This is a genomic window from Microbacterium sp. RURRCA19A (assembly GCF_900156455.1).
Taxonomy (GTDB): domain Bacteria; phylum Actinomycetota; class Actinomycetes; order Actinomycetales; family Microbacteriaceae; genus Microbacterium.
Genome location: NZ_FTNQ01000003.1, coordinates 166292 through 192454, shown reverse-complemented (window position 1 = coordinate 192454; position 26163 = coordinate 166292). Strand labels below are relative to the sequence as shown.

Annotated in this window: 25 protein-coding genes and 1 tRNA gene; 12 read left to right on the top strand and 14 right to left on the bottom strand. The window is 68.7% G+C overall.

Features of this window, described 5'->3' with window-relative positions; genetic code table 11:
• Positions 1 to 143: 143 nt before the first annotated feature.
• The 3 genes from mscL to BW982_RS13290 are packed head-to-tail and all read right to left on the bottom strand — an operon-like array spanning position 144 to position 1496.
• Complete coding sequence (mscL, locus tag BW982_RS13300) at positions 144 to 560, bottom strand: large conductance mechanosensitive channel protein MscL (RefSeq protein ID WP_076494041.1); 417 nt, start codon at positions 558 to 560, stop codon at positions 144 to 146.
• Between the two features lie 42 nt (positions 561 to 602).
• Positions 603 to 881 (bottom strand): FmdB family zinc ribbon protein, encoded by a 279-nt coding sequence (locus BW982_RS13295; RefSeq protein ID WP_076494040.1) that lies wholly within the window; start codon positions 879 to 881, stop codon positions 603 to 605.
• 18 nt (positions 882 to 899) lie between these two features.
• On the bottom strand, positions 900 to 1496 hold the full coding sequence (locus tag BW982_RS13290; RefSeq protein ID WP_076494038.1) for a 5-formyltetrahydrofolate cyclo-ligase: 597 nt from the start codon (positions 1494 to 1496) through the stop codon (positions 900 to 902).
• 66 nt (positions 1497 to 1562) lie between these two features.
• Between BW982_RS13290 and galU the strand changes: the two genes are divergently transcribed.
• The 4 genes from galU (at position 1563) to BW982_RS13270 (ending at position 4470) form a co-directional block, all read left to right on the top strand.
• Positions 1563 to 2453 (top strand): UTP--glucose-1-phosphate uridylyltransferase GalU, encoded by an 891-nt coding sequence (gene galU, locus BW982_RS13285; RefSeq protein WP_076494036.1) that lies wholly within the window; start codon positions 1563 to 1565, stop codon positions 2451 to 2453.
• Positions 2454 to 2467: 14 nt separating this feature from the next.
• On the top strand, positions 2468 to 3091 hold the full coding sequence (locus BW982_RS13280; protein ID WP_076494035.1) for a GNAT family N-acetyltransferase: 624 nt from the start codon (positions 2468 to 2470) through the stop codon (positions 3089 to 3091).
• A 178-nt stretch (positions 3092 to 3269) separates the two neighbouring features.
• Complete coding sequence (locus BW982_RS13275; protein ID WP_076494033.1) at positions 3270 to 4316, top strand: hypothetical protein; 1047 nt, start codon at positions 3270 to 3272, stop codon at positions 4314 to 4316.
• 78 nt (positions 4317 to 4394) lie between these two features.
• A tRNA-Ala gene (locus BW982_RS13270) sits at positions 4395 to 4470 on the top strand.
• A gap of 169 nt (positions 4471 to 4639) precedes the next feature.
• Here the strand turns inward: BW982_RS13270 and BW982_RS13265 are convergent.
• Positions 4640 to 5242 carry a TetR family transcriptional regulator gene (locus tag BW982_RS13265; protein WP_076494032.1) on the bottom strand — a complete coding sequence of 201 codons (603 nt, stop codon included), beginning with the start codon at positions 5240 to 5242 and terminating at the stop codon, positions 4640 to 4642.
• A gap of 73 nt (positions 5243 to 5315) precedes the next feature.
• Here BW982_RS13265 and BW982_RS13260 point away from each other — a divergent pair, with 73 nt between their 5' ends.
• Positions 5316 to 6251, top strand: a complete 936-nt coding sequence (locus BW982_RS13260) for an aldo/keto reductase (protein ID WP_076494030.1) — start codon at positions 5316 to 5318, stop codon at positions 6249 to 6251.
• Between the two features lie 150 nt (positions 6252 to 6401).
• Here the strand turns inward: BW982_RS13260 and BW982_RS13255 are convergent, their stop codons facing one another.
• A complete protein-coding gene (locus BW982_RS13255; RefSeq protein ID WP_076494029.1) occupies positions 6402 to 8432 on the bottom strand; it encodes an alpha-L-arabinofuranosidase C-terminal domain-containing protein in 2031 nt (676 codons plus the stop codon).
• Positions 8433 to 8610: 178 nt separating this feature from the next.
• On the opposite strand from BW982_RS13255, the gene BW982_RS13250 reads away from it, so the two are divergent.
• Positions 8611 to 9546: an alpha/beta hydrolase gene (locus BW982_RS13250; RefSeq protein ID WP_076494027.1), complete on the top strand. Its 936-nt coding sequence runs from the start codon at positions 8611 to 8613 to the stop codon at positions 9544 to 9546.
• 61 nt (positions 9547 to 9607) lie between these two features.
• On the opposite strand, the gene BW982_RS13245 is transcribed toward BW982_RS13250, so the two are convergent.
• Complete coding sequence (locus tag BW982_RS13245) at positions 9608 to 10558, bottom strand: LacI family DNA-binding transcriptional regulator (RefSeq protein WP_083696694.1); 951 nt, start codon at positions 10556 to 10558, stop codon at positions 9608 to 9610.
• A 199-nt stretch (positions 10559 to 10757) separates the two neighbouring features.
• On the opposite strand from BW982_RS13245, the gene BW982_RS13240 reads away from it, so the two are divergent.
• Together BW982_RS13240 and BW982_RS13235 are read left to right on the top strand one after the other, a co-directional pair.
• Entirely contained in the window at positions 10758 to 12077 is a 1320-nt protein-coding gene (locus BW982_RS13240; RefSeq protein WP_083696693.1) for an MFS transporter, read from the top strand.
• 37 nt (positions 12078 to 12114) lie between these two features.
• Positions 12115 to 14172 (top strand): alpha-L-arabinofuranosidase C-terminal domain-containing protein, encoded by a 2058-nt coding sequence (locus BW982_RS13235; protein WP_076494024.1) that lies wholly within the window; start codon positions 12115 to 12117, stop codon positions 14170 to 14172.
• A gap of 173 nt (positions 14173 to 14345) precedes the next feature.
• On the opposite strand, the gene BW982_RS13230 is transcribed toward BW982_RS13235, so the two are convergent.
• The 5 genes from BW982_RS13230 to BW982_RS13210 form a co-directional block, all read right to left on the bottom strand.
• Entirely contained in the window at positions 14346 to 15083 is a 738-nt protein-coding gene (locus BW982_RS13230; RefSeq protein ID WP_139327452.1) for a TetR/AcrR family transcriptional regulator, read from the bottom strand.
• Positions 15084 to 15112: 29 nt separating this feature from the next.
• Positions 15113 to 16399: an ABC transporter permease gene (locus BW982_RS13225; protein WP_083696692.1), complete on the bottom strand. Its 1287-nt coding sequence runs from the start codon at positions 16397 to 16399 to the stop codon at positions 15113 to 15115.
• The gene (locus tag BW982_RS13220; protein WP_076494020.1) at positions 16399 to 17169 is read right to left on the bottom strand and encodes an ABC transporter ATP-binding protein; all 771 of its coding nucleotides are present in this window, start codon (positions 17167 to 17169) and stop codon (positions 16399 to 16401) included. The genes BW982_RS13225 and BW982_RS13220 overlap by 1 nt, the downstream gene beginning before the upstream one ends.
• Positions 17166 to 18212: a permuted SH3 domain-containing protein gene (locus tag BW982_RS13215; RefSeq protein WP_076494018.1), complete on the bottom strand. Its 1047-nt coding sequence runs from the start codon at positions 18210 to 18212 to the stop codon at positions 17166 to 17168. Before BW982_RS13215 ends, BW982_RS13220 begins: the two co-directional genes overlap by 4 nt.
• A gap of 120 nt (positions 18213 to 18332) precedes the next feature.
• Positions 18333 to 19832 (bottom strand): amino acid permease, encoded by a 1500-nt coding sequence (locus tag BW982_RS13210; protein ID WP_076494016.1) that lies wholly within the window; start codon positions 19830 to 19832, stop codon positions 18333 to 18335.
• Between the two features lie 161 nt (positions 19833 to 19993).
• On the opposite strand from BW982_RS13210, the gene BW982_RS13205 reads away from it, so the two are divergent.
• The 3 genes from BW982_RS13205 to BW982_RS13195 are packed head-to-tail and all read left to right on the top strand — an operon-like array spanning position 19994 to position 21531.
• A complete protein-coding gene (locus BW982_RS13205; protein ID WP_076494015.1) occupies positions 19994 to 20341 on the top strand; it encodes a histone-like nucleoid-structuring protein Lsr2 in 348 nt (115 codons plus the stop codon).
• 52 nt (positions 20342 to 20393) lie between these two features.
• Positions 20394 to 21110, top strand: coding sequence for an acetolactate decarboxylase (gene budA, locus BW982_RS13200; protein WP_254845598.1), 717 nt, complete (start codon positions 20394 to 20396; stop codon positions 21108 to 21110).
• Positions 21103 to 21531: a histone-like nucleoid-structuring protein Lsr2 gene (locus tag BW982_RS13195; protein WP_254845597.1), complete on the top strand. Its 429-nt coding sequence runs from the start codon at positions 21103 to 21105 to the stop codon at positions 21529 to 21531. The genes budA and BW982_RS13195 overlap by 8 nt, the downstream gene beginning before the upstream one ends.
• A gap of 57 nt (positions 21532 to 21588) precedes the next feature.
• Here the strand turns inward: BW982_RS13195 and BW982_RS13190 are convergent, their stop codons facing one another.
• The gene (locus BW982_RS13190; RefSeq protein ID WP_076494011.1) at positions 21589 to 22662 is read right to left on the bottom strand and encodes a Glu/Leu/Phe/Val dehydrogenase family protein; all 1074 of its coding nucleotides are present in this window, start codon (positions 22660 to 22662) and stop codon (positions 21589 to 21591) included.
• Between the two features lie 118 nt (positions 22663 to 22780).
• On the opposite strand from BW982_RS13190, the gene BW982_RS13185 reads away from it, so the two are divergent.
• On the top strand, positions 22781 to 23257 hold the full coding sequence (locus BW982_RS13185; RefSeq protein WP_076494010.1) for a YbaK/EbsC family protein: 477 nt from the start codon (positions 22781 to 22783) through the stop codon (positions 23255 to 23257).
• Positions 23258 to 23356: 99 nt separating this feature from the next.
• Here the strand turns inward: BW982_RS13185 and BW982_RS13180 are convergent, their stop codons facing one another.
• Together BW982_RS13180 and BW982_RS13175 are read right to left on the bottom strand one after the other, a co-directional pair.
• Positions 23357 to 25309 carry a glycogen debranching N-terminal domain-containing protein gene (locus tag BW982_RS13180; RefSeq protein ID WP_076494008.1) on the bottom strand — a complete coding sequence of 651 codons (1953 nt, stop codon included), beginning with the start codon at positions 25307 to 25309 and terminating at the stop codon, positions 23357 to 23359.
• A complete protein-coding gene (locus BW982_RS13175) occupies positions 25306 to 26139 on the bottom strand; it encodes a carbohydrate ABC transporter permease (protein WP_254845610.1) in 834 nt (277 codons plus the stop codon). Before BW982_RS13175 ends, BW982_RS13180 begins: the two co-directional genes overlap by 4 nt.
• Positions 26140 to 26163 lie beyond the last annotated feature (24 nt).

Sequence of the window (26163 nt, the reverse complement as noted above, 5' to 3'; positions counted from 1 at the left end):
CGCGCTCCCGGCACAGCTGCGCTCCCGGCACGGGTGCGGGTGGATGCCGCTGCGGCACACGCGAGAAACGCCTCCCGCGGCGGGAAACGGCGTGTCGTGCCGTTTCCCGCCGCGAGAAGCGTTTCTCGGTGGGGTGTGCCGGCTCAGCCGCGCGGCTGGCGCTCCAGCAGGTCGCGGATCTGCACGAGCAGTTCCTGCTCGGTGGGGAGCTTGGGCTCGTCGGCCTTCTCGACCACGCCCGCGCGGGCGGCGGCGCGCGCCTTCCAGCGGTTCATCGGGAAGACGAAGACGAAGTACACGACCAGCGCGACGGCGAAGAAGCTGATCACGGCGGTGATGAGGGTGCCGAGGGGGAAGGTGACCGTCTGACCGTAGAGTCCGGTGATGCTCGGTCCGAGCTGACCGTTCTCATCCGGCACGTAGAAGATCTCGACCAGCGGGTTGATGATGGCACTGACGATGGCGTTGACCACTGCGGTGAAGGCGGCACCGATGACGACCGCGACCGCGAGGTCGATCACATTCCCGCGGAGGATGAACTCCTTGAATCCCTGGATCATGACGTGGCTCCCTTTCCGCCGCGTCGCAGGATTCGGCGAAGGTCAGGATGCCGGGGTGGACGCGGTCTTCGTCGACTCCGACGACGATGATGTCGAAGATCCGCTCGACGAACCGGATGCCGCGCCGGAGGACGCCCCATTCGACCCGCGCGAGTCCGTGCGGTAGAAGCCCGAGCCGTTGAACGTCACGCCGATCGAGCCGTACTGCTTGCGCAGCTCCCCGCCGCATTCGGGGCATTCGGTCAGCGCGGCGTCCGAGAAGGACTGGACCGCGTCGAAGCGGTGACCGCACTGCTTGCAGGCATAGGCGTAGGTGGGCATTGGCGTTCCTTCGGGTGTTCAGGCTGCGGAGCGGTCGATCGCGACCGTGCGCGTGGGAGTCACGATGCCGGAGACGGGCTGGTCGTGCACGTCGCGCGGCACGTCGTCGACGAACTCGGAATCGAAGATGACGGCGTACACCGGCGGGCACTTCTCCATCGATCCGATGGTCTTGTCGAAGTAGCCGCGGCCCCAGCCGAGGCGCATCCCGTGTCGGTCGACGGCTGCCGCGGGGATGACCAGCAGGTCGACGTCGTTCACGGCGATCGGGCCGAGTACGTCGCCGACCGGCTCGGGGAGGCCGAAGAGTCCCTCCGCGATCTCGGCATCCGGAGTGGCCACCGCCCAGTCGAGCAACCCGTCCTCGCGGGTGATGGGAAGAAGCACCCGGATGCCACGCGCCACCGCGTCGGCGACGAAGGCGTGCGTCCCGGGTTCGGTCGTCGTGGACAGGAAGCACGAGATGCTCCGCGCGCCCAGCCGCTCGACGAGGGCGTCGAGCTGCTCCTTGACGCCGGCTTCGGCGATCTCCCGCCCGTGGGCGGAGACGGTCTGGCGTCGTTCGCGCAGATCCGCGCGCAGCGCGCGCTTGGCCTGCTCGATGCTGTCGGGCATGCAGTAAGTGTACGTGCGTGCGCAATCGGTAACAGCGCTGTCGCATGGCACCAGTAGGGTATGCCCATGCCTAACAAGCCCTTCAAGGCCGTGATCCCGGCCGCTGGACTCGGTACTCGCTTCCTTCCTGCCACCAAGGCGATGCCGAAGGAGATGCTTCCGGTCGTCGACAAGCCCGCCATCCAGTACGTCGTCGAAGAGGCGACCGCGGCGGGCATCACTGACGTACTGATCATCATCGGTCGCAACAAGAACAACATCGCCAACCACTTCGACTCGATGCCCGAGCTCGAGACGAAGCTGCGCGAGAAGGGCGACCACGACAAGCTCGCCAAGGTCGAGCACTCGTCCGACCTCGCCGACGTCCACATGGTGCGTCAGGGCGAGCCGAAGGGCCTCGGACACGCGGTGCTCCGTGCCCGCAGCCACGTCGGCGACCACCCCTTCGCGGTCCTCCTCGGCGACGACCTCATCGACGAGCGCGACCCGCTGCTCGAGCAGATGCTCGCCGAGTACACCAAGCGCAACGCGACGGTCATCGCCCTGATGGAGGTCGACCCCGCGCACATCCACCTGTACGGCGTCGCCGCGGTCGAGCCCACCGAAGACGACGGCGTCGTCAAGGTCACCCAGCTGGTCGAGAAGCCCAAGGCGGAGGACGCCCCCTCCAACCTCGCCATCATCGGCCGCTACGTCCTCGGCCCCGACGTGTTCGACATCCTCGAGCACACCGAGCCCGGCAAGGGCGGCGAGATCCAGCTGACCGACGCACTCGAAGAGCTCGCGAACGGCGGCGGCGACGGTGGCGGCGTGTACGGCGTCGTGTTCCGCGGACGTCGTTACGACACCGGTGACCGCGTCGACTACATCAAGGCGATCGTCCAGCTCGCCTCCGACCGCGAAGACCTGGGCCCGGCCCTGCGTCCGTGGTTCAAGGAGTTCGCGGCGGGTCTCTGACCCGACGGGATGCCATGGATCTCTCCGTCCCACGACGGCACGGCGAGGTGTCGGTCCGTCTCATTCGCAACCGTGACGCGCGCGTCCTCCAGCAGCAGCTGATCGACAACCGCTCCTGGCTGCGGCCGTGGGAGGCGACGAGCCCTGACGGGCCTGTCTCGTTCGACATGCGACTGGGCATTCGGCGTCTGCTGCAGCAGTATCGCGACGGCCTCGGCGTCCCCTTCGTCATGGAGTGGGACGACGAGGTCGCCGGCCAGCTGAACGTGTGGGGGGTCTCGCGCGGGTCGCTGGCGTCGGCGACGATCGGCTACTGGGTCGCCGAGGAATTCGCCGGTCGCAACATCACGACGATCAGCGTCGCTCTGGCGACCGACGTGTGCTTCACCGAGCTGAATCTGCACCGGGTCGAGATCTGCATCCGGCCGGAGAATCACGCGAGCCTGCGCGTGGTCGAGAAGCTCGGATTCCGTTACGAGGGACTGCGGCGCCGGTACATCCACATCGACGGCGATTGGCGCGACCACTACGCCTTCGCGCTCGTGCGCGAGGAGGTTCCGCACGGCGTCCTGGACCGCTGGGAGCGTGGTCAGGTGCCGCCCGACGCGGCCGTCGTCCCTCCGTCCGACCGGCTGTAGCGATCCGCGAGGTCCGGGCGCCGTGGTCCCGGTGGTGCCTGACGCCGGGACTGCACCCGCCTGACGAAACGGCGTCGCGCTGCCGTGGGCTCGTCGGGCGAATGAAGTCTCGTTATCACACGGTGCGACACGCGGAGGGATGCCGAGGTGTGACCTCGTCGTGACCTACCGTTATGCCATGGGTGGACAGGTTCTCGGCGGCGGGGTGATCGTCTTCGTCGCGGTCGCGCTGTGGTTGGTGTACCTGCTGCCGTCGTGGCAGAGCCGGCACCGTTTCACGTCGGCGGAGCGCAACGCGGTTCGACTGAACCAGGCGCTCCGTGTTCTCGCGGAGACGGCGGAGACGCCCCGCGAAGTGCACCTCGAGCTCACGGCCCGCACCGCCCACCAACAGCAGAAGATCGCGCGCCAAGTGCAGGCGCAGAAGGCCCAGACCGATCTCGCCGAGGCGAAGGCCCGGCTCGAGGTCGCGCGCCTGGAGGCCGCTCGCGACCGCGATCTCGTGAAGGAGCAGCGTGCTGCCGCCGTCGAACTGGCCCGTGCCGAGCGCGCGGCTGCGGTCGAGGTCGCCAAGGCCGAGCGGGCCGCAGCCCTGGAGAAGACGCGCGCCGAGCAGGCCGCGGCCATCGAGCGTGCACATGCGGAACGTGCCGCCGCCGTCGCCCGACCCGAGCTCCGACGCGCTCGTGCGCGTCGTCGTTTCCGCTTGGCGACCACGGTGTTCGCGGCACTGGGCCTCGCGGCCGTGGTAGCCGGCGGCATCCAGGTGTTCTTCGGGGCGCCTCCGGTGTTGTTGATCGTCGGGGGAGCGGCTGTCGTGCTCGCCCTCGTGGTGTTGCAGCGGTTGTCCCGCGTCGCAGCACGGGCGACGGCTCGGCCGGTCGCGGTTCCCGTCGCGCGTCCGGCGGTCGCCGTCCAGGACTTCGCTGCGGCCGTCCCCGCGGGCCGACCGACATGGACTCCGCGGGAGCTTCCGCGCCCGCTGGTCGCCTCGGCCGGCTCACGCGCAGCGGCGGTCGTCGACGAGCAGCTCGCCCGTGAGGCGCTGCGCACCGCGGCCCGCGAGCAGGTCGCGCGCGAGATCGCCGAGGCGCAGGCGCCGACACCGATCGAGGTCGCCCGTCCCGCTGCCGCGTCGCCCTACGCGTCGATGGGCTACGTCGACGACGCCGAGATCGAGGGCCACGTGCGCCGTCTCCTCGAGCGCCGGGCATCGGGTCAGTAGGCGCTCGGCGCGGCACGCCCGGGAGGTCGCCCGGGTCGGTCGGAGCCAGGGGTGCGTGATAGTGTTGTGGAGTTGTCCGGGCCTGTGGCGCAGTTGGTAGCGCGCCTCGTTCGCATCGAGGAGGTCAGGGGTTCGAATCCCCTCAGGTCCACCACATCGTTCTCTCGAGAACACACGACGTCGTAGAGGCCAGGCGCTTCCCCTTCGGGGGAGGCGCTGTCGTTTGTTTCTCCGAGATTCCAGAGCACCCGGCTCACACCGGGGGCGGTCGACTCGTCATCCGATCCGAGATGGCACCTCGCGTCGACCTCAGACGCTTCCGCCTACCCCAGGTCGCGCAACTGATCGAAAGCGGTACGTAGGAACTCGGTAGGGGGGGTCTGTTCGCCGGGCTTCGCCCAGGCCTGCATGGCGATGTCGAAGCAGACGAGACTGGCCTGCACGATCGTCGCGGCACGGTATTCACGGTCGTCACCACGGAGTCGATCGGCCACGACCGGCGTGAGGAGATTCGCCCAGGAGAGGTGCTTTTCGATGTTCTTGGCGCGGAGCGACGATGTGCTCATGAGGACCTGCATCGACCGCTTGTCTTGCTCGACGTGTCGGGGCGCGATGGCGAGGAGCGCTTCATAGGAGGCTTGGAGCGACGTCCATACTGATTCATCCGCGGGACGTGTCGCGAGATTATCGCGAACGACGTGGCCCCAACGGAAGGCGTCGCCGAGTGCGGCATCCTCTTTGGTCGGGAAGTAGCGGTTGAAGCTCCGCGCTGAGATGCCGACTTCGGCGGCGATCTGTTCAACCGTGACGTTGTCGAACCCGTGCTCTGCGAAGAGCTCGAGCGCGACTTCGGTGATCCGTGATCGAACGGCATCCCGAGCGATCTCGCGAAGGCCGCGTCCCCCGGATTCTGCTGGTGAACTCACAAGACGAGCATACTCCGCCGTATGTGTCTGAATCAGACAAATTAGGCGTATAGTGCCACGCGGAGGTTACATCATGGAAATGCGCACGCTAGGAACCACGGGGTTGACTGTCGCCGAGATCGGCTACGGGGCGATGGGCACGGCGGTCGGGTACGGGGCAACCGACGACGCGGAATCCGCGACCGCGATTCGCAAGGCTCACGAACTCGGCGTCACGATGTTCGACACCGCGGAGATGTACGGGTGGGGCGAGGGCGAGAGACTTCTCGGTCACGCACTCGCACCGATCCGCGACGACGTCGTGATTGCGACCAAGTTCGGCTTCACGCCGAACTTCGCCCCGAACTCGGAACTCGGGCATGTGCGTGAAGTCGTCGACGGCAGCCTGGCCCGCCTCGGTGTCGACACGATCGACGTGTTGTACCAGCACGTCAAGGATCCGAACGTCCGGATCGAAGACGTCGTGGGAGTGATGGCCGAATACGTGCAGGCCGGGAAGGTGAAGTATCTCGGCCTCTCGAACACAGACGAGGAGAGCATCCGTCGAGCGCACGCGGTGCATCCCATCACTGTGCTGCAGGCCGAGTACTCGATCTTCGAACGCCGGGTCGAAGCCCTCTTCCCGGTGCTCGAAGAACTCGGGATCGGTCTGGTCGCCTACTCCCCGCTCGCGCGCGGGTTCCTCAGCGGTGCCGTCAAGCCGCGCGCGGAGTACGACACCGACGACTTCCGCCAGCGCATCCCGTGGTGGGCGCCAGACGTGTACGACCGCAACCTCGAGATCGTCGAACGGCTGACCGAGATTGCCCGCACGAAGGGTGCGACCCTGTCGCAGCTCTCCATCGCGTGGCTGCTCGCACAGAAGGAGTACATCGTCCCCATCCCCGGGTCGCGAAACCCCGACCGTGTTGCGGAGAACATCGCTGCAGCTCACCTCGCACTCACCCGGGAAGACCTGATCGTCATCAACGAGATCGCGCCCACCGGCGGCATCGTCACCTCGACGTGACACCGAGAGCCCCAGCGGCGACCGATCTGCCACATCCGAATCGTGCGCCGCTGAGGGAGTGCGCTCGGCACCGCGGGATCGCGTCGATCGGGGGCCGAGACGAAGGGCGTGACCGGACCTGAGGTCCGATCACGCCCTTCTATCGGGGTATCAGCCGTTGTCGGGCCGCTCCGGCCCTTGTTCCTTCAGGCTGACTCGCGCCACGGATGCAGGCTGCAGCGTCAGCTCGACGGCGCCGCGCCGGATCTCGATCTCCTCGTCCCGTCGCTGCAGCGGCGAGGACGAGGATGTGACCGATGAAATGCGGGTACGCGCGTGGGGGGCTGCTGACAGATGAACGACCTCGGCGTGCGTCGCCGTGTGCGAGCTGAAACGGAGGGTGACGGTACGGGGTCGGTCGGTCGTGTTCACGATCTTGACGAACGCGAGCTCGTCGTCGCCGGTGGCAGAGGCGAACACCCCTTCTCCGTCGACGTCGGCGGTCAACGCGAACGCGCCCACGGCCTCGCCGAACAGCCGCTGGATCTCGTAGTTCACGGTCGGCTGGACGAGCAGCTGAGTGAACTCGATCATGTTGTGCCGCCACTGCTTGGCGTCGTTGAGAGCGAACAGGGGCGCGTAGCAGGTCATTTCGACCAGGTCCGCGTTACGCTCCACCCCCGTGAGGAAAGCGGCCTCGGCGACCGCACTCTCCCACGAGTTCGAGGTGTCGCGGCCGAACATCTGCGACAGCGAGTAGGCAGGGTGCGCGGCGTACTCGCCGACCATCACGCGAGCACCGGTGCGCGGGTAGGAGTCGTAGCGCGTGCTCTGATCGATGAACCACGACGGCTTGGCGTAGGAGTGCTCGTCGAGGATCACGTTCGATCGGTTCGTGGCGTGCGCCCAGCTCCCCTCGAAGGGCTTGCCCTTCGGGAAAGGGCCGCTCGCCAGGATGTAGCGCATCCCCGGGCGGACGGCCTCGAGTGCGTCGAGAATGGCGTCGAAGTGGCGGTGGTACTGGTCGCCGTGGTTCTCGTTGCCGATGCCGACATAGTTCAGCCGGAACGGCTCCGGGTGTCCGGCCGCCGCGCGCAGCGCTGCCCAGGGGCTCTCGGCCGGGTCTCCGGTCGCCCAGTCGATGAGATCCACGGCATCTTGGACGACCTTCTTGAACTCGGCGCTGTGCGTCGCCACGCACTCCCGCGACCGGTACTGGCAGGCGAGGCCCGCCCAGACGACGGGCACCGGCTCCATGTCGAGGTCCTCGCAGAGCAGGAAGTACTCGTAGAACCCGATCTGGTTGCTCTGGCTGTAGTCGCCGTCGGGTCGGCTCTCCGCCCAGAGGTTGAACTTCGGCGTGCGGTCGTGCAGGGGGCCGACGGTCTGCTTCCAGTCGTACTGGTTGCCGTCGCCCACGCCCTCCACGATGCATCCGCCCGGGAATCGCAAGAAGCCGGGGGAGAGGTCGACGAGCGACTGGACCAGATCGCGGCGCAGCCGCCCCTGGCTCCACCGGGGATCGCCGGCACCCCAGTGGTCCTCGGCGATCAGCGAGACATCGTCGAGGTCGATCTCTCCGTTCCCGGTCGCCACGATCTGCAGGCCGTACAAGCCGGTGCGCGGGGGCGTCAGCGCGGCGGTCGCCGTCGACCAGCCGTCTCCGTCCGGGACCACGACCTCGGATCCCGTGACCACGGTTCCGTTCCCGTCCACGAGCGCGAGGGAGAGCTGACCCCGGAACCGGGCGGTTCGCACCAACGCGGAGAACTGCATCGCCACACCCGCACGTCCACCCATGGAGGGCCCCGGGCCGGGGTAGCCGTTGTTCGTCAACGTCGCCCGCTCGCGCACGGACAGCCGCGCGTAGTTCGCGCCGGCCGTCGCCCCGCCCTCGCTGAGCGCCGACAGGGTTCCGCCCGTCGTGGACCAGTGACGCAGTGCGTCGGTCACCGGCTTCGGCTTGAGCTTGAACGCGACGAGCGTCAACTGGCTGTACCCGCCGGAGCGATTGAGGTAGCCGCCTTCGAAGCTCCAGTTGTTCACGACGTTGGCGTTGAGACCCCCGTCCGCGGCGAAGTTGATGTCTTCGAGGAACAGGCCGTAGAGCGTCTTGCTCACGGGCGCGGCGTTCGCTCGACGCGACACCACGATCTGCGTATCCGGTCGAGTCGTCGTCGTGGGGGAGACGGTCGTCGTCATGTCACTCCTTTGTGCTGCATCGCTCTCATATCGAGGAGGCGCTTATGCGAATAAGTAATCACACTTCCGCGACGGGTGCAAGGCGGGTAACTTATACGCACCACTTACGTGCCGATCGATCGCAGGGCGCACGAAAACAGGTGCGAGCCGCGTTCACCGGGTGCGCCGAAGGAGAGCCATGTCCCGTTCAGACTTGTGGGGTCCCTATCACCCTGAGCTTCGTGCCGTGCGCTGGTTTCCCCGCGTCGCCGTCGGCCCCCGCACCCTACGCCTCTGGCGGTTCTCTCTTCCGGCGCGACGGTCGACGCCCGAAGTGAACGCCGCGTCGGTGACGTTGCGACACGGGGCCTCCGCTCGGTTGTTCCGTCCCACGCGAGTGAGTGCGGGAGCTCCCGCGGTGCTCTGGATCCACGGTGGTGGACTCGTGATGGGATCGCCGACATTCGATGAGGCGACGAATATCTCTCTGAGTCGCGACCTCGGAGCCGTCGTGCTGGCTCCGTCCTATCGCCTCGCCCCCGAGCATCCGGCTCCCGCAGCCCTGGACGATGTCTACGCGGCCTACCTCGAGTTGATCGCCCGTGCCGACGAATGGGGGGTCGACTCCGCGCGGATCGCGATCGCCGGCGCCAGTGCGGGCGGCGGTCTCGCCGCCGCTCTCGTCCAGCGGATCCACGATGAAGGGGGTGTCCAGCCCGTCTTCCAGCTGCTGGTGTATCCGATGCTCGACGACCGCACGACTCTGCGCACCGACCAGGACAGTCCGCGCCTTCGCGTGTGGACTCCCCAGGCCAACCACTTCGGATGGCGTTCCTACCTCGCGCGCGAGCCGGGGGGCGCGGATGTCCCGGCGGGCATCGTGCCGGCGCGCCGGGAGGACCTTTCCGGGCTGCCGCCGGCGTGGATCGGCGTCGGCTCGCTCGACCTCTTCCATGACGAGGACGCCGTCTATGCCGAGCGACTGTGCGCCGCCGGGGTGTCCTGTGAGTTCGAGGTCGTTCCCGGGGCTGTGCACGGATTCGACGGGATGTTCCCCCGGACGGACGCGGTCCGTGCGTTCTATGCCTCGTGGGTGAGGGCGCTCCGCCAGGCGTTTTCAACGCCCGGTCGCTGAGATCGTCCGGTCCCGGGGATGCCGCACGCCCGGGGCCGGAGCTCGTGTCGGGCAGGGTGCATCAGTCCGCGGAGGGCCGCGCGACGGAGTTGCGTTCCACCAACCAGACGTTGAGCGGATCGATGACGTCCTCGGTGGTCAGCGGTGTTCCCTGAAGGACGGAGCGGATCAGCGGCTCGAGGGAGCGCACGCGCCACCCGACCGATGTCAGAGGGGGCGAGCTCGACGCGCCGGCTGCGGTTGCGTCGTAGCCGATGACGGACAGGTCGTCGGGGATCCGAAGACCCGCCGCGCGCGCGCCCGCGAGGAGCGAGAGCGCGACCTCGTCATTGTTGGCGCAGACCGCCGTCACGCCGGCGGCCTTCCACCCGAGGATCACTTCGGCCGCGGCATCGACGTCACGCGGAAGCGGTCGGGAGACGATCGGCGCGAGCCCGAGCTCCTCGGCTCGTCTCGCGGCTGATGCCTCGCGCAGGTCGGATTGGGAGCGCAGTTCGGGTTCCGGAGAACCCGCGAAGCCGATGCGACGGTGGCCTGCGGCGACCAGGTGATCGACCTGGAGTTCGCTGCCGGGATCGGTGGAGGAGTCGAGGCCCGCTACGTCCGTGGCGCGATCATCGAACGCGGGGAACAGCGAGAAGGTGCGGCGGGGGGTGAGCGCCTTCGTCATCGCGGTCAGGGAGTCGTCGCCCATGTGCTCGAAATGGACGGCCATGACGACGCCCTGCGAGGCGAAGGCGATGGTGAGGTCACCCAACAGGGTGATCACCGGCTCGCTGAGGGGGAGTGGGGGCACGATGCAGACGACCACGGAGCTTTGTCCGGTGACGAGATCCCGGGCGGCGAGATTGGGGCGATAGTCCAGTTCTTCTGCCGCCTGCCACACGGCCCGTTTGGTCTCTTCGGGGATCGTGTGCTTCTTCACGTCGTTCAGGACGTAGCTCACCGTTGCCTGCGACACGTTGGCGCGCCGCGCGACGTCGGTCATGGTCGGCGGACGTTTGGGACCCATGTTCCGAGGATAGCGAGACCGGGGAGGGTCTTCGGAGAGGGTGTTGCGTCGACGCAGGGTCGCCGTTACAGTTCCACTGATGCGAATAAGTGATTCGCATCAGCGATGGTCGCGTTCCCGCGGATGCCGACCGTGAAAGCACACCCTCACCACAGCCACGAGCCACCCCAACGCCCTTTCTTCTCACCCAAGGACACTGATGTCTGATCTCCGAGCCAACGATGGCCCCGCACTTCCCGAACCCCTGCTCGCCCCCACTCACGTCACCCCCGCCGCGGCTGCCACCCACCCGGGTGGCCCTGCGTACAAGTCGCCCTGGCGCGTCGGCGCCGCCGTCCTGATCGGCGGGCCGCTGTGGCTCGGTCCCTTCGTCGCGGGAATGACGGTGTTCATCCCCGCTCAGCTCGAACAGATCGCACCGGATCAGAAGGTCGGGCTGGTCGCCCTCATCTCCACGATCGGGGCCGTCGTGGCCTTCGTGTCGAACATCTTCTTCGGCGCGCTGTCCGATCGGACGCGGTCACGATTCGGCCGTCGCGCCCCCTGGATGATCTTCGGCTCGATCGTCGCGGGCCTTCTGATGGTCTCGATGAGCTTCGTCACGACCCTGACGGCCCTCATCGTCGTGTGGACCGCATTCACGTTCTTCCTGAACGCGATCGTGGCCACGATGGTCACGCTGATCCCCGATCGCGTGTCGCCCGCACGCCGAGGCACCTACTCCGCCCTCTACGGCACGGGCGTGCTCATCGGCGGTGGCGGTGGCGGGATCATCGCCGCCAGCTTCGTGCAGAACGTCTCGACCGGCTACATCATCCTCGGCATCGCGGTGCTGTTGTCGGGTCCGGTGGTGACGTTGATCTCGCCCGACCGTTCCAACAAGGACCAGCCCCGCGAGACGCTCTCGGCCAAGAACATCCTCTCCACCTTCAGCTTCCCTCGGCAGGGTGCGCGTGACTTCTACCTCGCCTTGATCGGCAAGCTCGCCATCGTCATCGCGGTCTACATGATCACGGGATACCAGCTGTACGTCGCGACGGACTACTTCGGGCTCGATCTGGCCGGCGCGGGAGCGCTCCTGGCGACCATGGGGCTGCTGCAGCTCGGGCTCTCGTTGGTGTTCGGCCTGATCGCCGGACCGATCTCCGACAAGCTCGGCCGCCGGAAGCTCTTCGTGATCGCCTCCGCCCTCATCGCCGGAGGTGCTGCCCTCATCCCGTTCTTCTGGGCCGACCCGATCGCGATGCTCATCTACGCCTCCGTCGGTCTGGGATTCGGTTTCGGAATCTTCAACTCGGTCGATCAGGCGCTGAACTACGACGTCCTGCCGAACGAGAACGCCGCGGCGAAGGATCTCGGCATCCTCAACATGGCCAATGGCGGTGGGCAGATCATCGGCCCCATCCTCATGGCCTCGATCGTCGGCATCACCGGCGGCTACGGAATGGGATTCGTGGGATCCGCGGTGCTGTGCGTCGTGGGTGCCGTCATCCTCTCCCGCATCAAGCGCGCACGCTGATCCACCTCTCCCCGACCGCCTCCCCGAAGAAGGAACCATGTCCCACGAGACCGCATTCGCTCCCATCGACCAGGAACAGCGCGTCGTCGACGTCACCGTCACGACCTCGCCCACCGCTCCGGCGGTCAGCCCGACGCTGTTCGGCCTGTTCCTCGAAGACATCAACTTCGGTGTCGATGGCGGACTGAACGCGAATCTCGTCAGCAACCACAGTTTCGAGGGCGTCTACCTCGAGCGCGGGGTGGCGGCGGAGGGGATGCCGGCCATCGCGCCGGCCGGGCGACGGATCGATCCTCTGCTGCACTGGACGGTCCGAGGGGGCGAGGTCTCCGCCTCCTCGGACCGAGCCGCGGTGGACGGGGGGCGTTTCGCTCGCGTCCACGCCGACGGCCGCGTCCGGATGGTGAACAACGGCTATCCGGGATCACGTCCCGGGATGGGTCTGCGGATCGGCGTCGCACTGGCGTTCACCGCAGCGATCCGCGCCGACGGATTCGACGGAACCGTCGCGGTCCGTGTGTTCTCGGCATCCGGTGATCTGGTTGCCACGACCGATGTCGAGGTGTCGGAATCCGGGTGGGCGACCGTGCGGGCCGTTCTCACTCCGGCGCAGACCGCGATCGGGTATCTCGAGATCGTGATCGACGGCGTCGGCGATATCGACATCGACGAGGTGACCCTGATTCCCGAGGACCACTGGGGCGCAGGGGATCCCCGCTGGAGCCAGGGTCTGCTGCGCCGTGACCTGGTCGAGGCCCTCCGCGATCTGAACCCGACGTTCCTCCGCTTTCCCGGCGGATGCCTGGTCGAAGGGTGTGGCGGCGACACGCACTACAAGTGGAAGCACAGCGTCGGCCCCGTCAGCGGGCGGAAATCCGAGTTCAACATGTGGGGCCAGATGCGGACGGCGGGCGACTATACGCAGTCGATGCAGGTCGGCTTCTACGAGTACTTCCTCCTCTGCGAGGACCTGGGCGTGGAGCCCATGCCGATCGTGTGGGCGGGCCTCAGCTGCCAGTTCCGCACGGATGAGGCCGTCCCCGCCGATGGCGCGGAGTTCGACGCGCTCATCCAGGACGTCATCGACATGATCGAGTGGGCGACGGGTGACCCGACGACCAATGAATGGGCGGCGCTGCGCGCCGCGGCGGGGCACCCCGAGCCTTTCGCGCTGAACATGATCGGCATCGGTAACGAGAACCACGGTGCCGACTATCTGGAGCGCTTCGATCGCATCAAGGCCGCGGTGGACGCGCACCGCCCCGGGATGCTCTCCGTGATCTCCAGCGGCGCCAACCCCGACGGGCCCGAGTTCGAGCAGTCCTGGGACCACGTGGGCGCCCGCGCCGACATCGCCGTCGATGAGCACTTCTACAAGTCGCCGGAGTGGTTCATCGAGTCGGTGGACCGCTACGACTCCTACCCGCGCGGAGGTGCCCGGGTCTTCGCCGGCGAGTACGCCGCGCACGAGCCCGCCCTCCTCATCGACGCCTCGCCCTCGGCGGCGGGTCCTGCGGCGCCCGGAACGGAGGCGGTTCAGATCCAGACGAGCGCCATCCCGGCGAACAGCTGGGAGACCGCGGTGGCCGAGGCGGCCTTCCTGACCGGTGTCGAGCGCAACGCGGAAGTCGTGGCGATGACCTGCTACGCGCCCCTGTTCAACCTCGTCGGCAGCAGCCAGTGGATGCACAACCTCATCGACTTCACTCCGCTCACGGTCGTGCCCACACCGAACTATCTGGTCCAGCAGCTCTTCGGGACGCGTCTGGGTTCTCGGATCGCGACGGTGTCGGCGGATCTCCCCGCCGATCTGTTCGTCTCGGCGTCCAGTGACGACCTCGAGACGCACACGAAGATCGTCAACGTCGGTGCCGCCCCGCAGCGGGTTCGGCTCCGCGTCGCCGGTGTTTCGTCGGGCATGGCGGAGCTGGTCGTCCTGTCCGCTGCGCCGGAGTCGACGAACACCGTCTCCGCGGATCGTGCTTCCCACCGAGCGGCGGTCGAGCCTCGCCAAGAACTCGTGCAGATCGTCGACGGACGTGCGGAGGTCGTGGTCGAACCCTGGTCCGTGGTCAGCGTCTCCACGAATCTGTGAGCGTCGAAGGAGCTCGCTGCACGATCAGCGGGCCGCGCGGTGCCCTCCGTGCGGTGCTCGGCGGGTTCGACGTTCGCTCGGCCTCGTGTAGCTCCGCCTAGCGCACGAGAGCGGCCTGGTCGGCCTCGGCCTGGTCCCGTAGCGACGGGGAGCGCAGCGGCGGGACTGTGCGGTCACCCTCCGTCGTGGTCTCCACCCTCGTGCTCCTCGAGATCCACCAGCGTTTCGAGGACCCCCCAGAACCCGAGGGCGGCGGGATGCCAGGGGACGGGCCGGCCGTCGAGTCCGGGCAGCAGCATCATCGTGTCGGTCAGGTCGGGATTGACCAGGCGTCGCTGCGCGAGTCCTTCGACCACGGACGCGCCGAGGCCCGCGAGCAGCTCTGCCGTCGCGCCGGGGCGGAACGAGAACCCGAGTGCGCTCAGAGCGCTCCCGTAGAACTGGGCCGTGCGCTCGATGAAGGCCTTCTCGGTGGTCTGGAGTGCGGCGACCAGGCGACCGCGCGTGTCCTCGTCGACGAGACTGCCGGCCGACGTGATCAGGGTGACGTGGGTCCGCCACCCGACGGACGCGCTGAAGTGCTCGAAGTTCATGCGAACCGCGACGCGGACGGCCTCCCGTAGAACGGCCACGCGGCCGCCGTGCGAGCCGAGCAGCTGCAGGTTGCCCTCGATCACCTCGTTCGCGGCGACCTGGGTCTCAGGGTAGAACATCGCGTCGTGGGCGTCGGAGACCGTCGCGAGCTCCACGAGGAGGTCGGCGAAGAATCGTTCCTTCGCAGGCCAGAGCCGGTAGAACGTGCTGCGGGGGAGGCCCGCCGTTCGGATGAGGTCTTCGATGCTCAGGTGTTCCAGGCCCCCGGGCGGGGAAGTTGGGGGACGCCCAGGGGCGACGACCGGCCCCCGAACCACGGCGCGGCGATCGCAGCCGACCTCCGCGCTCAGTAGCGGATCGCGTCGATGACCTTCACCCGCACCGCGACGAGCGCGGGCAGCAGGCCCGCGAGCGCCCCCACCGCGGTGGCTGCAGCGAGTCCGGTGATCGCGGCGTCCACGGGGAACGGCGGGAAGTCGCTGACCATCCCCTGACCGATCAGGTCGCGCAGCCACGGCGACTGGACGATGAGGATGGATGCCATCACCCCCGCGGCCCCGGCCACGACGGTGGCCACGACGCTCTCCATCATCACCGCGAAGAAGACCCGGCCTCCCGTCGCGCCGAAACTGCGTCGGATGCCGATCTCGCGTACGCGCTGCTTGACCGTGACGAGGGCGATGTTGACGAGTCCGAGCGCGCCGAGGAGCAGCACGAGCACGGCGATGCCGATCACGACCATCTTGGTCACCAGGAACGGGTCGTCGCCGTAGGTGGCCCAGTCCTGGCGGCCCACGTTCACCTGTGCGCCGTCTCCGAGCGCTGCCGTGAGGTCGCGGGTGACCAGCGTCGTGAGTTGGTCGGCCAACTCGGGCGGCACCCACATCTCGTACTGCGACTGCGGTGCTCCGCCGTACGGCGAAGCCGCTGCCGCGTCCGCTCCGCCGCGGCCGATCGCGGCATCCTGCACCGCCTGCGCCTGGTCCGCGAGCATGAACATCGACGGCTGCGTGTCCCAGGTCGGTGAGGGTGTGACGCCCACGACGACCGCGGTCGTCCCGCCCGCCGGGATCCCGGACGCAGCGCCGGGCACCGCCTGTCCGCCCAACGCCACGACGGGGTGGGTGGACAGATCGGGGCGGCCCATCCGGTCCCAGAACACCTCGTTGACGATGAGCCGCGGCGCCAACTGCTCCGCATCCGCCGGAGTGAACCACTCGCCCTCGAGCATCCGGACCCGGTGCATCTCACCGTACGGTTGGTCGACCGCCTGGGTCGGGACCTGTGCGATGCCGCTGATGAACGGCACCATCTGCGACGTCTGCTGTGCGCGCGTCGCGTAGGAGATGCCGTAGCGCTGCACGACGTCGGTCCACGCGGCATCCATCCGCGCCGGATCGATCTGGCCGTCGGACCGGAACGCCGAGACGTTCAGGCTCGCGGGGCGACCGCTCTGCCGTTCGCTCATCTCCTGGTTCGCCTGCTGCACGATCGCGCCGAGAGCGACGACGGTCGTCAGCGAACACACCGCGACGGCCACTCCGATGAGCGACAGCAGGACGCGGGTGCGGTGGACCCGCACCTCCTGCCACGCCTCGAGCAGCGAGCCGACCAGACTCGACACCGCGCGCATCAGTCCGTCCCCTCGGGGGCGGCGTCGACGGCATCGGCCGGCGCCATCTCGCGCACCTCGCGTCGCGTGCGCGGTTCGAGCGTCGGATCGTCGACCGGGGTGAGGATGCCGCGATCGAGGCGGAAGTGCCGACGGGCGCGGCGCGCGATCATCGGGTCATGCGTGATGATGACCTGGGCCGCGCCCGTGCGCTCGGCGACGTCGTCGATGAGCTCCATCACGCTCTGCCCGGTGTCGAGGTCGAGGGCGCCGGTGGGTTCGTCCGCGAGGATCAACCGCGGACCGCGCACGAGCGACCGTGCGATCGCGACGCGCTGCTGCTCACCGCCGGACAGGCGGTCGGGCATGCTGTGGAGGCGGTGTCCGAGGCCCACGAGGTCCAGCATCTCGGCCGCGATCTTCGTGCGCCGCCAGAACGTCCGGCCGCTGGAGTACAGCAACGGCATCGTGACGTTCTCGAGCGCGGTGCGCCCCTGCAGCAGGTTGAACTGCTGGAAGACGAATCCGATCGCCGCGCCCCGCAACCGGTCGCGGCGCGCCGTCGACAGGCGGCGGACAGGCGCGCCGTCGAATGTGATCTCGCCGCTCGTGGGCAGGTCCAGAAGGCCCAGGAGATTCAGCAGCGTGGACTTCCCCGAGCCCGAGCGGCCCACGATCGACACGTGGTCGCCCGGCTCGATCGTGAGGTCCACTCCCGACAGGATCGTCAGCGCCGGTTGGTCCGGCGGGAGGACCGTGCGAGTGACCTCACGCAGCTCCAGCAGGCTCACGGCTGCGGGGTCGATTCGCAGTACATCGATCCGTCGGGGTACGTCGTACAGCCGTCCGGAGCGGTCGCCATCGCCCCCGGGGCGAACTCGAGGATCTCCTCGCCCTCGGTGAGGCCGTCGGTGATCTGCACCTGCGTGCCGTCGGTGAGACCGAGGGCCACCGCGCGCTCCTCGGCCGCCCCGTCGGGGGTCGAGACCCACACGGTGCCGCTCTGCGCGGCCCCGCGGACGGCGGTGGTGGGAATCACGAGCACGTTCTCGGCGGTGCCGCCCGAGATCGTCATCTGCGCCGCGAGGCCGGCGAACACCGTGACGTCACCCGGGACGGCGCACGTCGCCGTGGTGGCGGATCCGGCCGTGCTCCCGGATGCCGCGGCCCCGCCCGTCGACGAGGCGGCGTCGTCCTGTGAGCTGCCGGCGAGAGGGGTCGTGATCCGGAGGTTCGTGCAGGTGAACGCGGCCGGGCCGCCGGTGATGGTCACCGACGCGTCACCCGGACGGTTGAGGAGACGGTACTGCTGGGCGGGCTCGAGGCTGCCCGAGACCGAGAACGTCGGGGGAGCGACGTTCCCGGCGGCGGTCCCGATCGCCAGTTCCTCCCCCGCGATGACGGACAGCGAGCTGAGGGTCCCCGCGATGGGGGCCTCGACGTCTTCGTAGCGGAAGATCGCGGGCTTCGGCTTGCCCTCGGCATCCACGCTGTCGGCCGGATCCCGCTCGATGGGCACCTTGACGTTGAAGACCACGTCTCCGGCGGCGACCGTCGCACCCTGGGCGATGAAGATCTTGTTGACCGTACCCGCCGCCGTGGATCTCAGCGGCACCGCCGGGTCGGCCGACACTGTCGCCGTGATCACCACGTCGTTGGTGATCGTGCCCGATGTCACGGGCACGCGCGGCTCCACGATGGTCCCCGTCGGCTGCGCCGGGTCGGCCTCGGCCGGGCCGTCGGGGAAGAACGCCAGTTTGATCAGCGCGGTGGCGATGATCGCCACCAGAAGCATGCGCAGGATCGGAAAGACCCACGTTCGTGCGATCCCCATGAAGCCCCCCGGAACACGATGGTCGTTTTCCCCCACCCTGGGCGACGGATGCGACGGCTCCCGACCGGACCCGACCCGTGCCACGGCAGGGACGGAGGCGTGGCACGGGTCTTCGAGGCGCTACCGCTTCGGCGGGGCGACCACCCGGGGCTTCGACGGATCGAGGAAGTCTCCCGTGCCGATGCGGGCGTGTCGACGCGAGTAGGCGAAATACACGACGAAGCCGAGCGCCAGCCAGATCAGGAACCGCAACCACGTCTCGACCGACAGGTTGAGCATCAGATACGTGCAGATGAGGGCAGAGAGGATCGGGAGCACAGGGCTCAGGGGCACGCGAAATCCGCGCTTCAGATCGGGGCGCGTGCGCCGGAGCACGATGACGCCCACCGAGACGAGCACGAAGGCCGACAGCGTGCCGATGTTGACCATCTCCTCCAGCACCCCCACCGGGGTCACTCCCGCGACGACCGCGACGATGAGCGTCACGACGATTGAGATCACCCAGGGGGTGCGGAACCGGGGGTGCACCTTCGCCAGGCGCTGGGGGAGCAGCCCGTCGCGTGACATGGCGAAGATGATGCGGGTCGCGCCGATGAGGAGGGTCAGCACGACCGTCGTGAGCCCCGCGACCGCGCCGGCGGAGATGACCGTCGCCATCCACCCCTGCCCGTGGTACACGAAGGCGTTGGCGAGGGCGGCGGCGGGGTCGAGGTCGCGGTACGACACCATGCCCGTCACGACCAGGGCGACGGCGCAGTAGAGGATCGTGCAGATCACGAGCGACGCGATGATGCCGATGGGCATGTCGCGCTGCGGCTTCTTCGTCTCCTCCGCGGTCGTGGCCACGACGTCGAACCCGATGTAGGCGAAGAACACCAGCGCCGCGCCCGCGAGGATGCCTCCGACGCCGAACGTCGCGGGTTCGAGGCCGGACAGGAACTGCAGCAGCGGCTGCGTGAGCCCCGAGGCAGCCTCGGTCGGTTCGCTCGCGGGGATGAAGGGCTGGTAGTTCGCCGGGTTGACGAACATGAGGCCCGCGACGATGACGAACAGCACGATGAAGAGCTTCACCGCCACGAGGACCAGGTTGACGCGCAGCGACTCCTTGATGCCGAGCGTCATCAGACCGCCCAGGACCAGGACGAGCAGAACGGCGGGAAGGTCGATCGCGCCACCGTAGGAGACCTCAGGGGGAAGGACGATGCCCAGCTGGCCCAGGAAGGCGCCGAGGTAGGCGCTCCACCCCTGAGCCACCACGCTCGCCCCGAGGAACATCTCCAGGATCAGGTCCCACCCGATGATCCACGCGAACAGCTCCCCCAGTGAGGCGTACGAGAACGTGTACGCCGAGCCCGACACAGGAACGGTGGACGCGAACTCGGCGTAACACATCGCGGCGAGTCCACAGGCGATCGCCGCCACGACGAAGCTGAGGACGATCGCCGGTCCGGCGACTTCGTGCGCGGCGCGTCCGGTCAGCGTGAAGATACCGGCGCCGATGACGACGCCGACCCCGAAGACCGTGAGGTCGAGGGCGCTGAGGGACTTCTTCAGCCGGAACTCCGGCTCGTCGGTATCGGCGATGGACTGCTCCACCGACTTCGTGCGGAAAAGACTCACGCGGCACTTCCTTCGTCGGGGCGTTCCAGGAGCGAACGCCACCCCGGGAGGATAGTGCGTTCTCCGGGTTCGGACCATCGCTGGCTCCGGCGGCGGCCGTGCGCTATCACATCCGAGATCTTCGCGGGCGGAATAGGTGAAAGGTGTATTATTCACTCACCATGGCAATTAAGCACATCACGCATCTGGTTGACGATCTCGATGGAAGCGTCCTCGAAGAGGGCGACGGAAAGCAGATCACTTTCTCGGTCGAGGGTCGTTCCTACGAAATCGATCTCTCTGACCGCAACGCCGACAAGTTCTATGCGGCCGTCGCGCCGTTCGTCGATGCGGCGCGCCCGGTCGGTCGATCGAACTCCACCCCCCGTCGTGCGCGTTCTTCGCGCCGGGCCAGCGATATCGATCTCGCTGCCGTGCGTGAATGGGCCCGCGCGAACGGACACACCGTGAGTGACCGGGGTCGAATCCCGGCAACGGTCCTTGACGCCTACAGCGCCGCCAATTCCTGAGGATCCGAACCCGTTCCCCCCGGGACGTCTCGCCGCGCTGAATTCGGGTGCGGTGACGCAGTTCGCCGTGCTCGACGCGCTCCTCGGCGGCATCTATTCGTCCGGTGCCCTCGTGTCCGACGTGCTCCGATGGGGTGACACCGGCATCGGTTGCTGCGAGGGTCTCGGCGGCGAAGTCCTCGTGATCGACGGCGAAGCGTTCGAATGCACGGTGGATCGGGCGCCGCGGCGCATGCGCGACGACGAGATGCTCCCCTTCGTCGACGTGTGCACGTTCGGAGAGCCTGCGAGGGAAGCGGTCGCGGGCGTCGACCTCGACGGGCTGACCGCGGCCGTCGAGGCGCGACTGCTCAGCCGCAATCTCTTCCACGCCGTGCGGATCGACGGTGTGATGGCACGGGTCCGCACCCGCGTCACCGCCCGGCAGGAGCCGCCGCTCCGGCCCCTGGCGGAGGTCGCCGCGGAGCAGGTGGAGACCGAGACCGCGCGCCGCGCGGGCACCATCGTGGGATTCTGGATGCCGAGTGTCTATCAGGGCGTCACGGTCGCGGGCCTGCACCTGCATTTCCTCAGCGAAGACCGTCGAGTGGGCGGTCATGTGCTGGACGTGACGATCGACGACGCACTTCTGAGCGTTTCCGCATTCGCGCACTTCTCGCTTCGGCTTCCCCTCGACGAGGATTTCCTGTCGCGCGACCTGTCGCACGGCGAAGATCACCGCATCACCGCGATCGAGGGCGGGGCAGGACGTTCTTCCGTGAATGACTGACCGCTTCGGTGGGGTTATTCATCGGGTGAAGTCGCCCACCTTTCACGGAATACGTGCACGCTCCGGTCCTACAATCTCAAGCATGGCGAAAAAGCAGATCACGCAACTCATCGACGATCTCGACGGATCGGTCATCGACGACGGAACCACGATTCATTTCTCGGTCGAGGGTCGCGCGTATGAAATCGATCTCTCCCCGGAGAATGCCACGAAGCTCCGCGCCGCCTTCGAGCCGTTCGTGTCCGCGGGTCGTGCGCTCGGTTCCGTTCCCGCCGCTGCTCGGCGCGCGACGAAGACCCGTTCCGGCTCCGCGCGCGACCTCGGCGACGTGCGCACCTGGGCGGAAGAGAACGGCTATTCCATCAATACCCGCGGTCGCATCTCGGCGACGATTCTCGAGGCCTACGACGCGGCACACTGACCACAGCGAAGAACCCCGGATGCCACGGCCTCCGGGGTTCTTCGCTGCAACGGGGGATCAGACCAGGGCGTTCGCCGCCGCGCCCACGCGCAGGCGCTCGGCGGCCAGGCCCTCCGCCGCGGCGAGCGGCGTCACCCCGCGCGCATCCGCCTCGTCGAAGACACGGCGGAGCGTGTCGCCGATCCCGGCGACGCGGCCCATGATCTCTTCGCGCGAGCCGAGACGCTTGGCCTCGAGGTCGAGGTAGATCACGCCGCCGGCGTTCACGACGAAGTCGGGGGAGTAGAGCACGCCGCGGGCCGCGAGCCGGTCGGCTCCGGAACGGTCGGCGAGCGGGTTGTTGGCCGGACCGCACACGGCGCGCGCGTCGAGCGCCTCGATGACGTCGTCGGTGAGGACGCCGCCGATCCCCGCGGGTACGAACACGTCCGCGGGCACCAGGTGCACCTCGCCCGGCTCGACCCAGGCGGCGCCCAACTCGGCAGCCAGGGCGCGCTTGGCGGGATTGACGTCCGTGACGGTGAGCACGGCGCCCTCGGCGGCGAGGCGCGCGGCCAGTCGGCCGCCCACCTGACCCAGACCCGCGACGGTGATGCGGCGACCGGCGACGTCGCCCGAGCCGACGGCGCGCTCGAGTGTGGCCACCAGCGAGGAGTAGACCCCGAGGCTGGTCGGGCCCGCCGGTTCCCCCGACCCGCCGACCGCGTCGGGGAGGCCGACGACGTGCGCGGTGCGCTCGCTGACGACGAGCATGTCCTCCGTCGTGGAGCCAACGTCCTCCGCGGTCCGGTACAGGCCGCCCAGGCTCTCGACGGCGTCGCCGAGGTCGAGGAACGCGGCGCGACGACGATCGGCGTCCAGCACCGAGCCCTCGGGGAGGCCGATGACGGACTTGCCGCCGCCGGCGTCGAGACCGGCCGCGGCGTTCTTCAACGTCATCGCGGCCGACAGCCGGAGCGCGTCACCCAGGGCGTCGCTCCAGCGCGGGTAGGTCCACAGGCGCGCGCCGCCGAGGGCGGAGCCGAGGACGGAGGAGTGGAGGGCGACGGCGATGAACAGGCCGCTGCGGCGTCCCGTCACCACCTCCACGCGCTCATGGGCGAAATCGGGCAGGGGAAGGGCGTTGGTCATCGCGTTCCTTTGGTCGGTCGCCTTGTGGGCGGCTCTGTCATGGATGCCGCGGCGTTGCGGCATCCCCTCCCATTCTGACCCGCCGGGGCGGTGGGGGCGAGCACCCTAAGCTGGCGCGATGAGCGAGTCTCTTTCCGCCCGCAATCGTCTGGTCGCCGCCGCGCTGGAGCGCGCGGGGATCACCGCCGGAATCGTGGTGCTGCCCGCCGCCGCGCACACCGCTGTCCTCGCGGCGGAGGCGCTCGACATCGAGGTCGGAGCGATCGCCAACAGCCTCGTGTTCTGGAGCGACGACGAGCCGTTGCTCGTGATGACCAGCGGTGCGCACCGCGTCGACACGGCCGCACTCGCTGCACGGCTCGGGCGCGGCGGCATCCGTCGGGCGACGCCCGAGCAGGTCCTGGCGGCGACGGGTCAGCCGATCGGCGGGGTCGCCCCGACCGGACACCCGGCGCCGCTCACGACGATCGTGGACGAAGATCTCGCGGCGTACCCGCGGATCTGGGCCGCAGGGGGAACCCCGCAGACGGTGTTCCCCCTGACCTTCGACGAGCTGGTGCGGCTGACCGACGGCACGGTCGCACCCGTCGCCTGAAGCCCGGGCGTCGCGCGCCGACGCCCCGCGAGGCGACCGAGCGTCCACGACACGCGGGTCTGCCGGAGCGGCATCCGCGTGTGCTGGACACCGAACGCGTCAGTCGGTGGCGGCCACGACCGTGAGGCACACCACGGCGGCCGCGGCCGACCACGCCTGCGGACGGCAGGCCGCGGGGTAGGGCGTCGGCGCCGTGGTCTCCGAGCGGGGGTCACCGGAGTGCAGCTCGGGCACGCGGTACGCGAATCCCTCGGCGGCATCCAGCAGCTCGTCGACGATCGCGCGGGCCGGGGTGAGCAGACCCGCGCGCCGCAGACCGTGGACGGCGATCGCGGTGTCGTGCACCCACACGCTGCCCCCGTGATACGACAGCGGCCAGTAGCCCGCCGCATCGGTGGACATCGTCCGGATGCCGTACCCGCTCGACATCGACGGCCGCCGCAGCAGTTCCGCGATGTGCGCCTCGTCGTCGGCATCCAGGATTCCCGTGCCGATCAGATGACCGATGTTGCTCGTGAGGGTGTCGACCGGCCGCTTCTCGCGGTCGAGGGCGACGGCCGGATACCGGCCCTCGGGGGTCTCGATCCAGTAGGCGGCGGCGAAGCGCGTCTTCAGGTCGGCCGCCCACTCGCGCCAGAAGTCGATGTCGGCGGCATCCTGCTCGCCGCCGAACTCTGCGAGCAGGTCGGCACCGGCGAGAGCCGCCTCGTACGCGTACGCCTGTACCTCGCACAGCGCGATCGGGCCGTCGGCGAGGGTGCCGTCCCGCCACTGGATCGAGTCCCCGGAGTCCTTCCAGCCCTGGTTCGCCAGGCCCGTCCCGAGGCGGTCGATGTAGTCGAGGAAACCGTCGCCGTCGCTGTCGCCGCTGTCGCGGATCCAGCCGAGCGCACCGCGGAGTGCGGGGAGCAGCGCGCGGACCTCGGTGTCGGGGAGGCCGGCGCGCCACGCGTCGGCGAGCAGGCAGATCCACAGGGGAGTGGAGTCGACGCTGCCGTAGTAGCGCGGCGGCAGGGAGATGCCCTCGCTCGGGATCTCGAGTGACGACGCGCGCAGCTCGTGCAGGATCTTGCCGGGCTCCTGCGCCGTCTGCGGATCGTCGAGCGTGCCCTGGAGCCGGGCGAGCACGCGGAGGGTGGATGCCGCGATGTCGCGGTCCAGGGGCAGTGCGAGACGCGCCGCCCACAGCGAATCGCGGCCGAAGAGCGTGAAGAACCACGGTGCACCGGCGGCGAAGAACTCATCCGCGGGATCGTCGGGGAGGACGAGACGGAGGGCGTCCAGGTCGCCGAGCGCGGTCGTGAGCCACCGGGCGAGGCGGGGGTCGTGGGCCCCGGCGGCGACGGCCGCCACGTCCCAGCGGGCGGGAGCATCGGCGCCGCCGACGACCAGCGTGTCGTCGCGCAGGGCGAGATCCCACGTCACGGTGACCTCGCCGAACGCGGGGATCTCGACCGCCCAGCTCGCCTCGACGGACTCCGGACCGGATGCCACCTCGGCCCCGGCCGCGGTGAGCTCCAGCCCCTGCGGGCCGGCGGAGACGCGGGCCGATCCCGCGCCGACCTCGACCTCGATCGGCTGCGGCCGGGCGTAACCGGACTTCACCTCGTGCAGCAGCGCGAACTCCGGCTGGAAGAGCAGCCGCAGCGTCGTGCGGATGGCGGTGCCCACGCGGGAGCGCAGGGTCCAGCTCTCGGCGACCCGGCCGTCGGCCACCGTGCGCTCGCGGAGCAGCCGCACCTTGGGGTCGGGGGTCGTGTCGTCGACACCGCGAAGGACGCCGCCGAACACGACCCGCGAGGGGCCGTCGGGTGCGGTCGAGATCCACTCGATGGGGGAGTCGTCGCAGGACGCGGTGAGCGCGCGGACGTGCCGGACGTCGCCGTGGTAGATCCCGTGCACGGCGGCCGTGCCCACGGCACCGTCGCGGTCGGACCACACCTGCGTCGGGGCCCGCAGCACGATCACGGCGTCGCTGAGAAGCGGCTGCAGCGGCGCGGGATCGGCGAGGGCGGATGCCGCGTCCGTCGGGGCGGCGGGTGCGGTGGTCATTCTTTGACGGCTCCTTCACTGGCGTTCATGATGCGGCGCTGGAAGACGAAGAACACCACGGCGACCGGAATCGTCATGATGGCCGCGGCCGCGAGTTTGAGGGGGAACTGGCTGCCCTGACTGAGCTGTCCGCTCGCGAGGGAGGCGACGCCCTTGGTCAAGGTGGTGAGCTCGGGCGACTGGGTCGAGATCACGAAGTGGCTCAGCTCGTTCCACGATCCCTGGAAGGACAGGATCACGATCGTGATGAGCGCCGGGCGCGCCATGGGCAGCACGACGGACCAGAAGATGCGGAACGTACCGGCCCCGTCGATGCGGGCCTGCTCCTCGACGGACGGCGGGATCGACTCGAAGAAGTTCTTCATGATGAAGACGCCCGCGGCATCCACCAACAAGGGGAGGATCATGCCCGCGTACGAGTCGTAGATGCCGAGCTGGTTGATCACGAGGAACTTCGGGATGAGGAGCACCACGGCCGGCACGGCCATGACGGCGACCAGGGCGGCGAACACGATCCCGCGTCCGCGGAACTGCAGGCGCGCGAGAGCGTACCCGGCGAGAGAGTTGAAGAACACGCGGCCGAGCGTCACGAACACCGTCACCACCGCGGAGTTGGCGAACCACACCGGGAAGTCCGACCGCAGGAAGAGCCGCTCGTACGCGGCCCACGTGAAGGGCTGCGGCACGAGCGAGATCGGATCGGCTGCGGCAACGGCATCCGGTTTGAAGGAGGTCGCCACCTGCACGAGGAACGGATAGATGTAGATGAGCGCGAGCACGCACAGCAAGGCGTACAGCGCGATCTGCCAGCGCAGGGCCTTGCCCGACATGCGGTGCTTCGCGGGCGTGCGGCG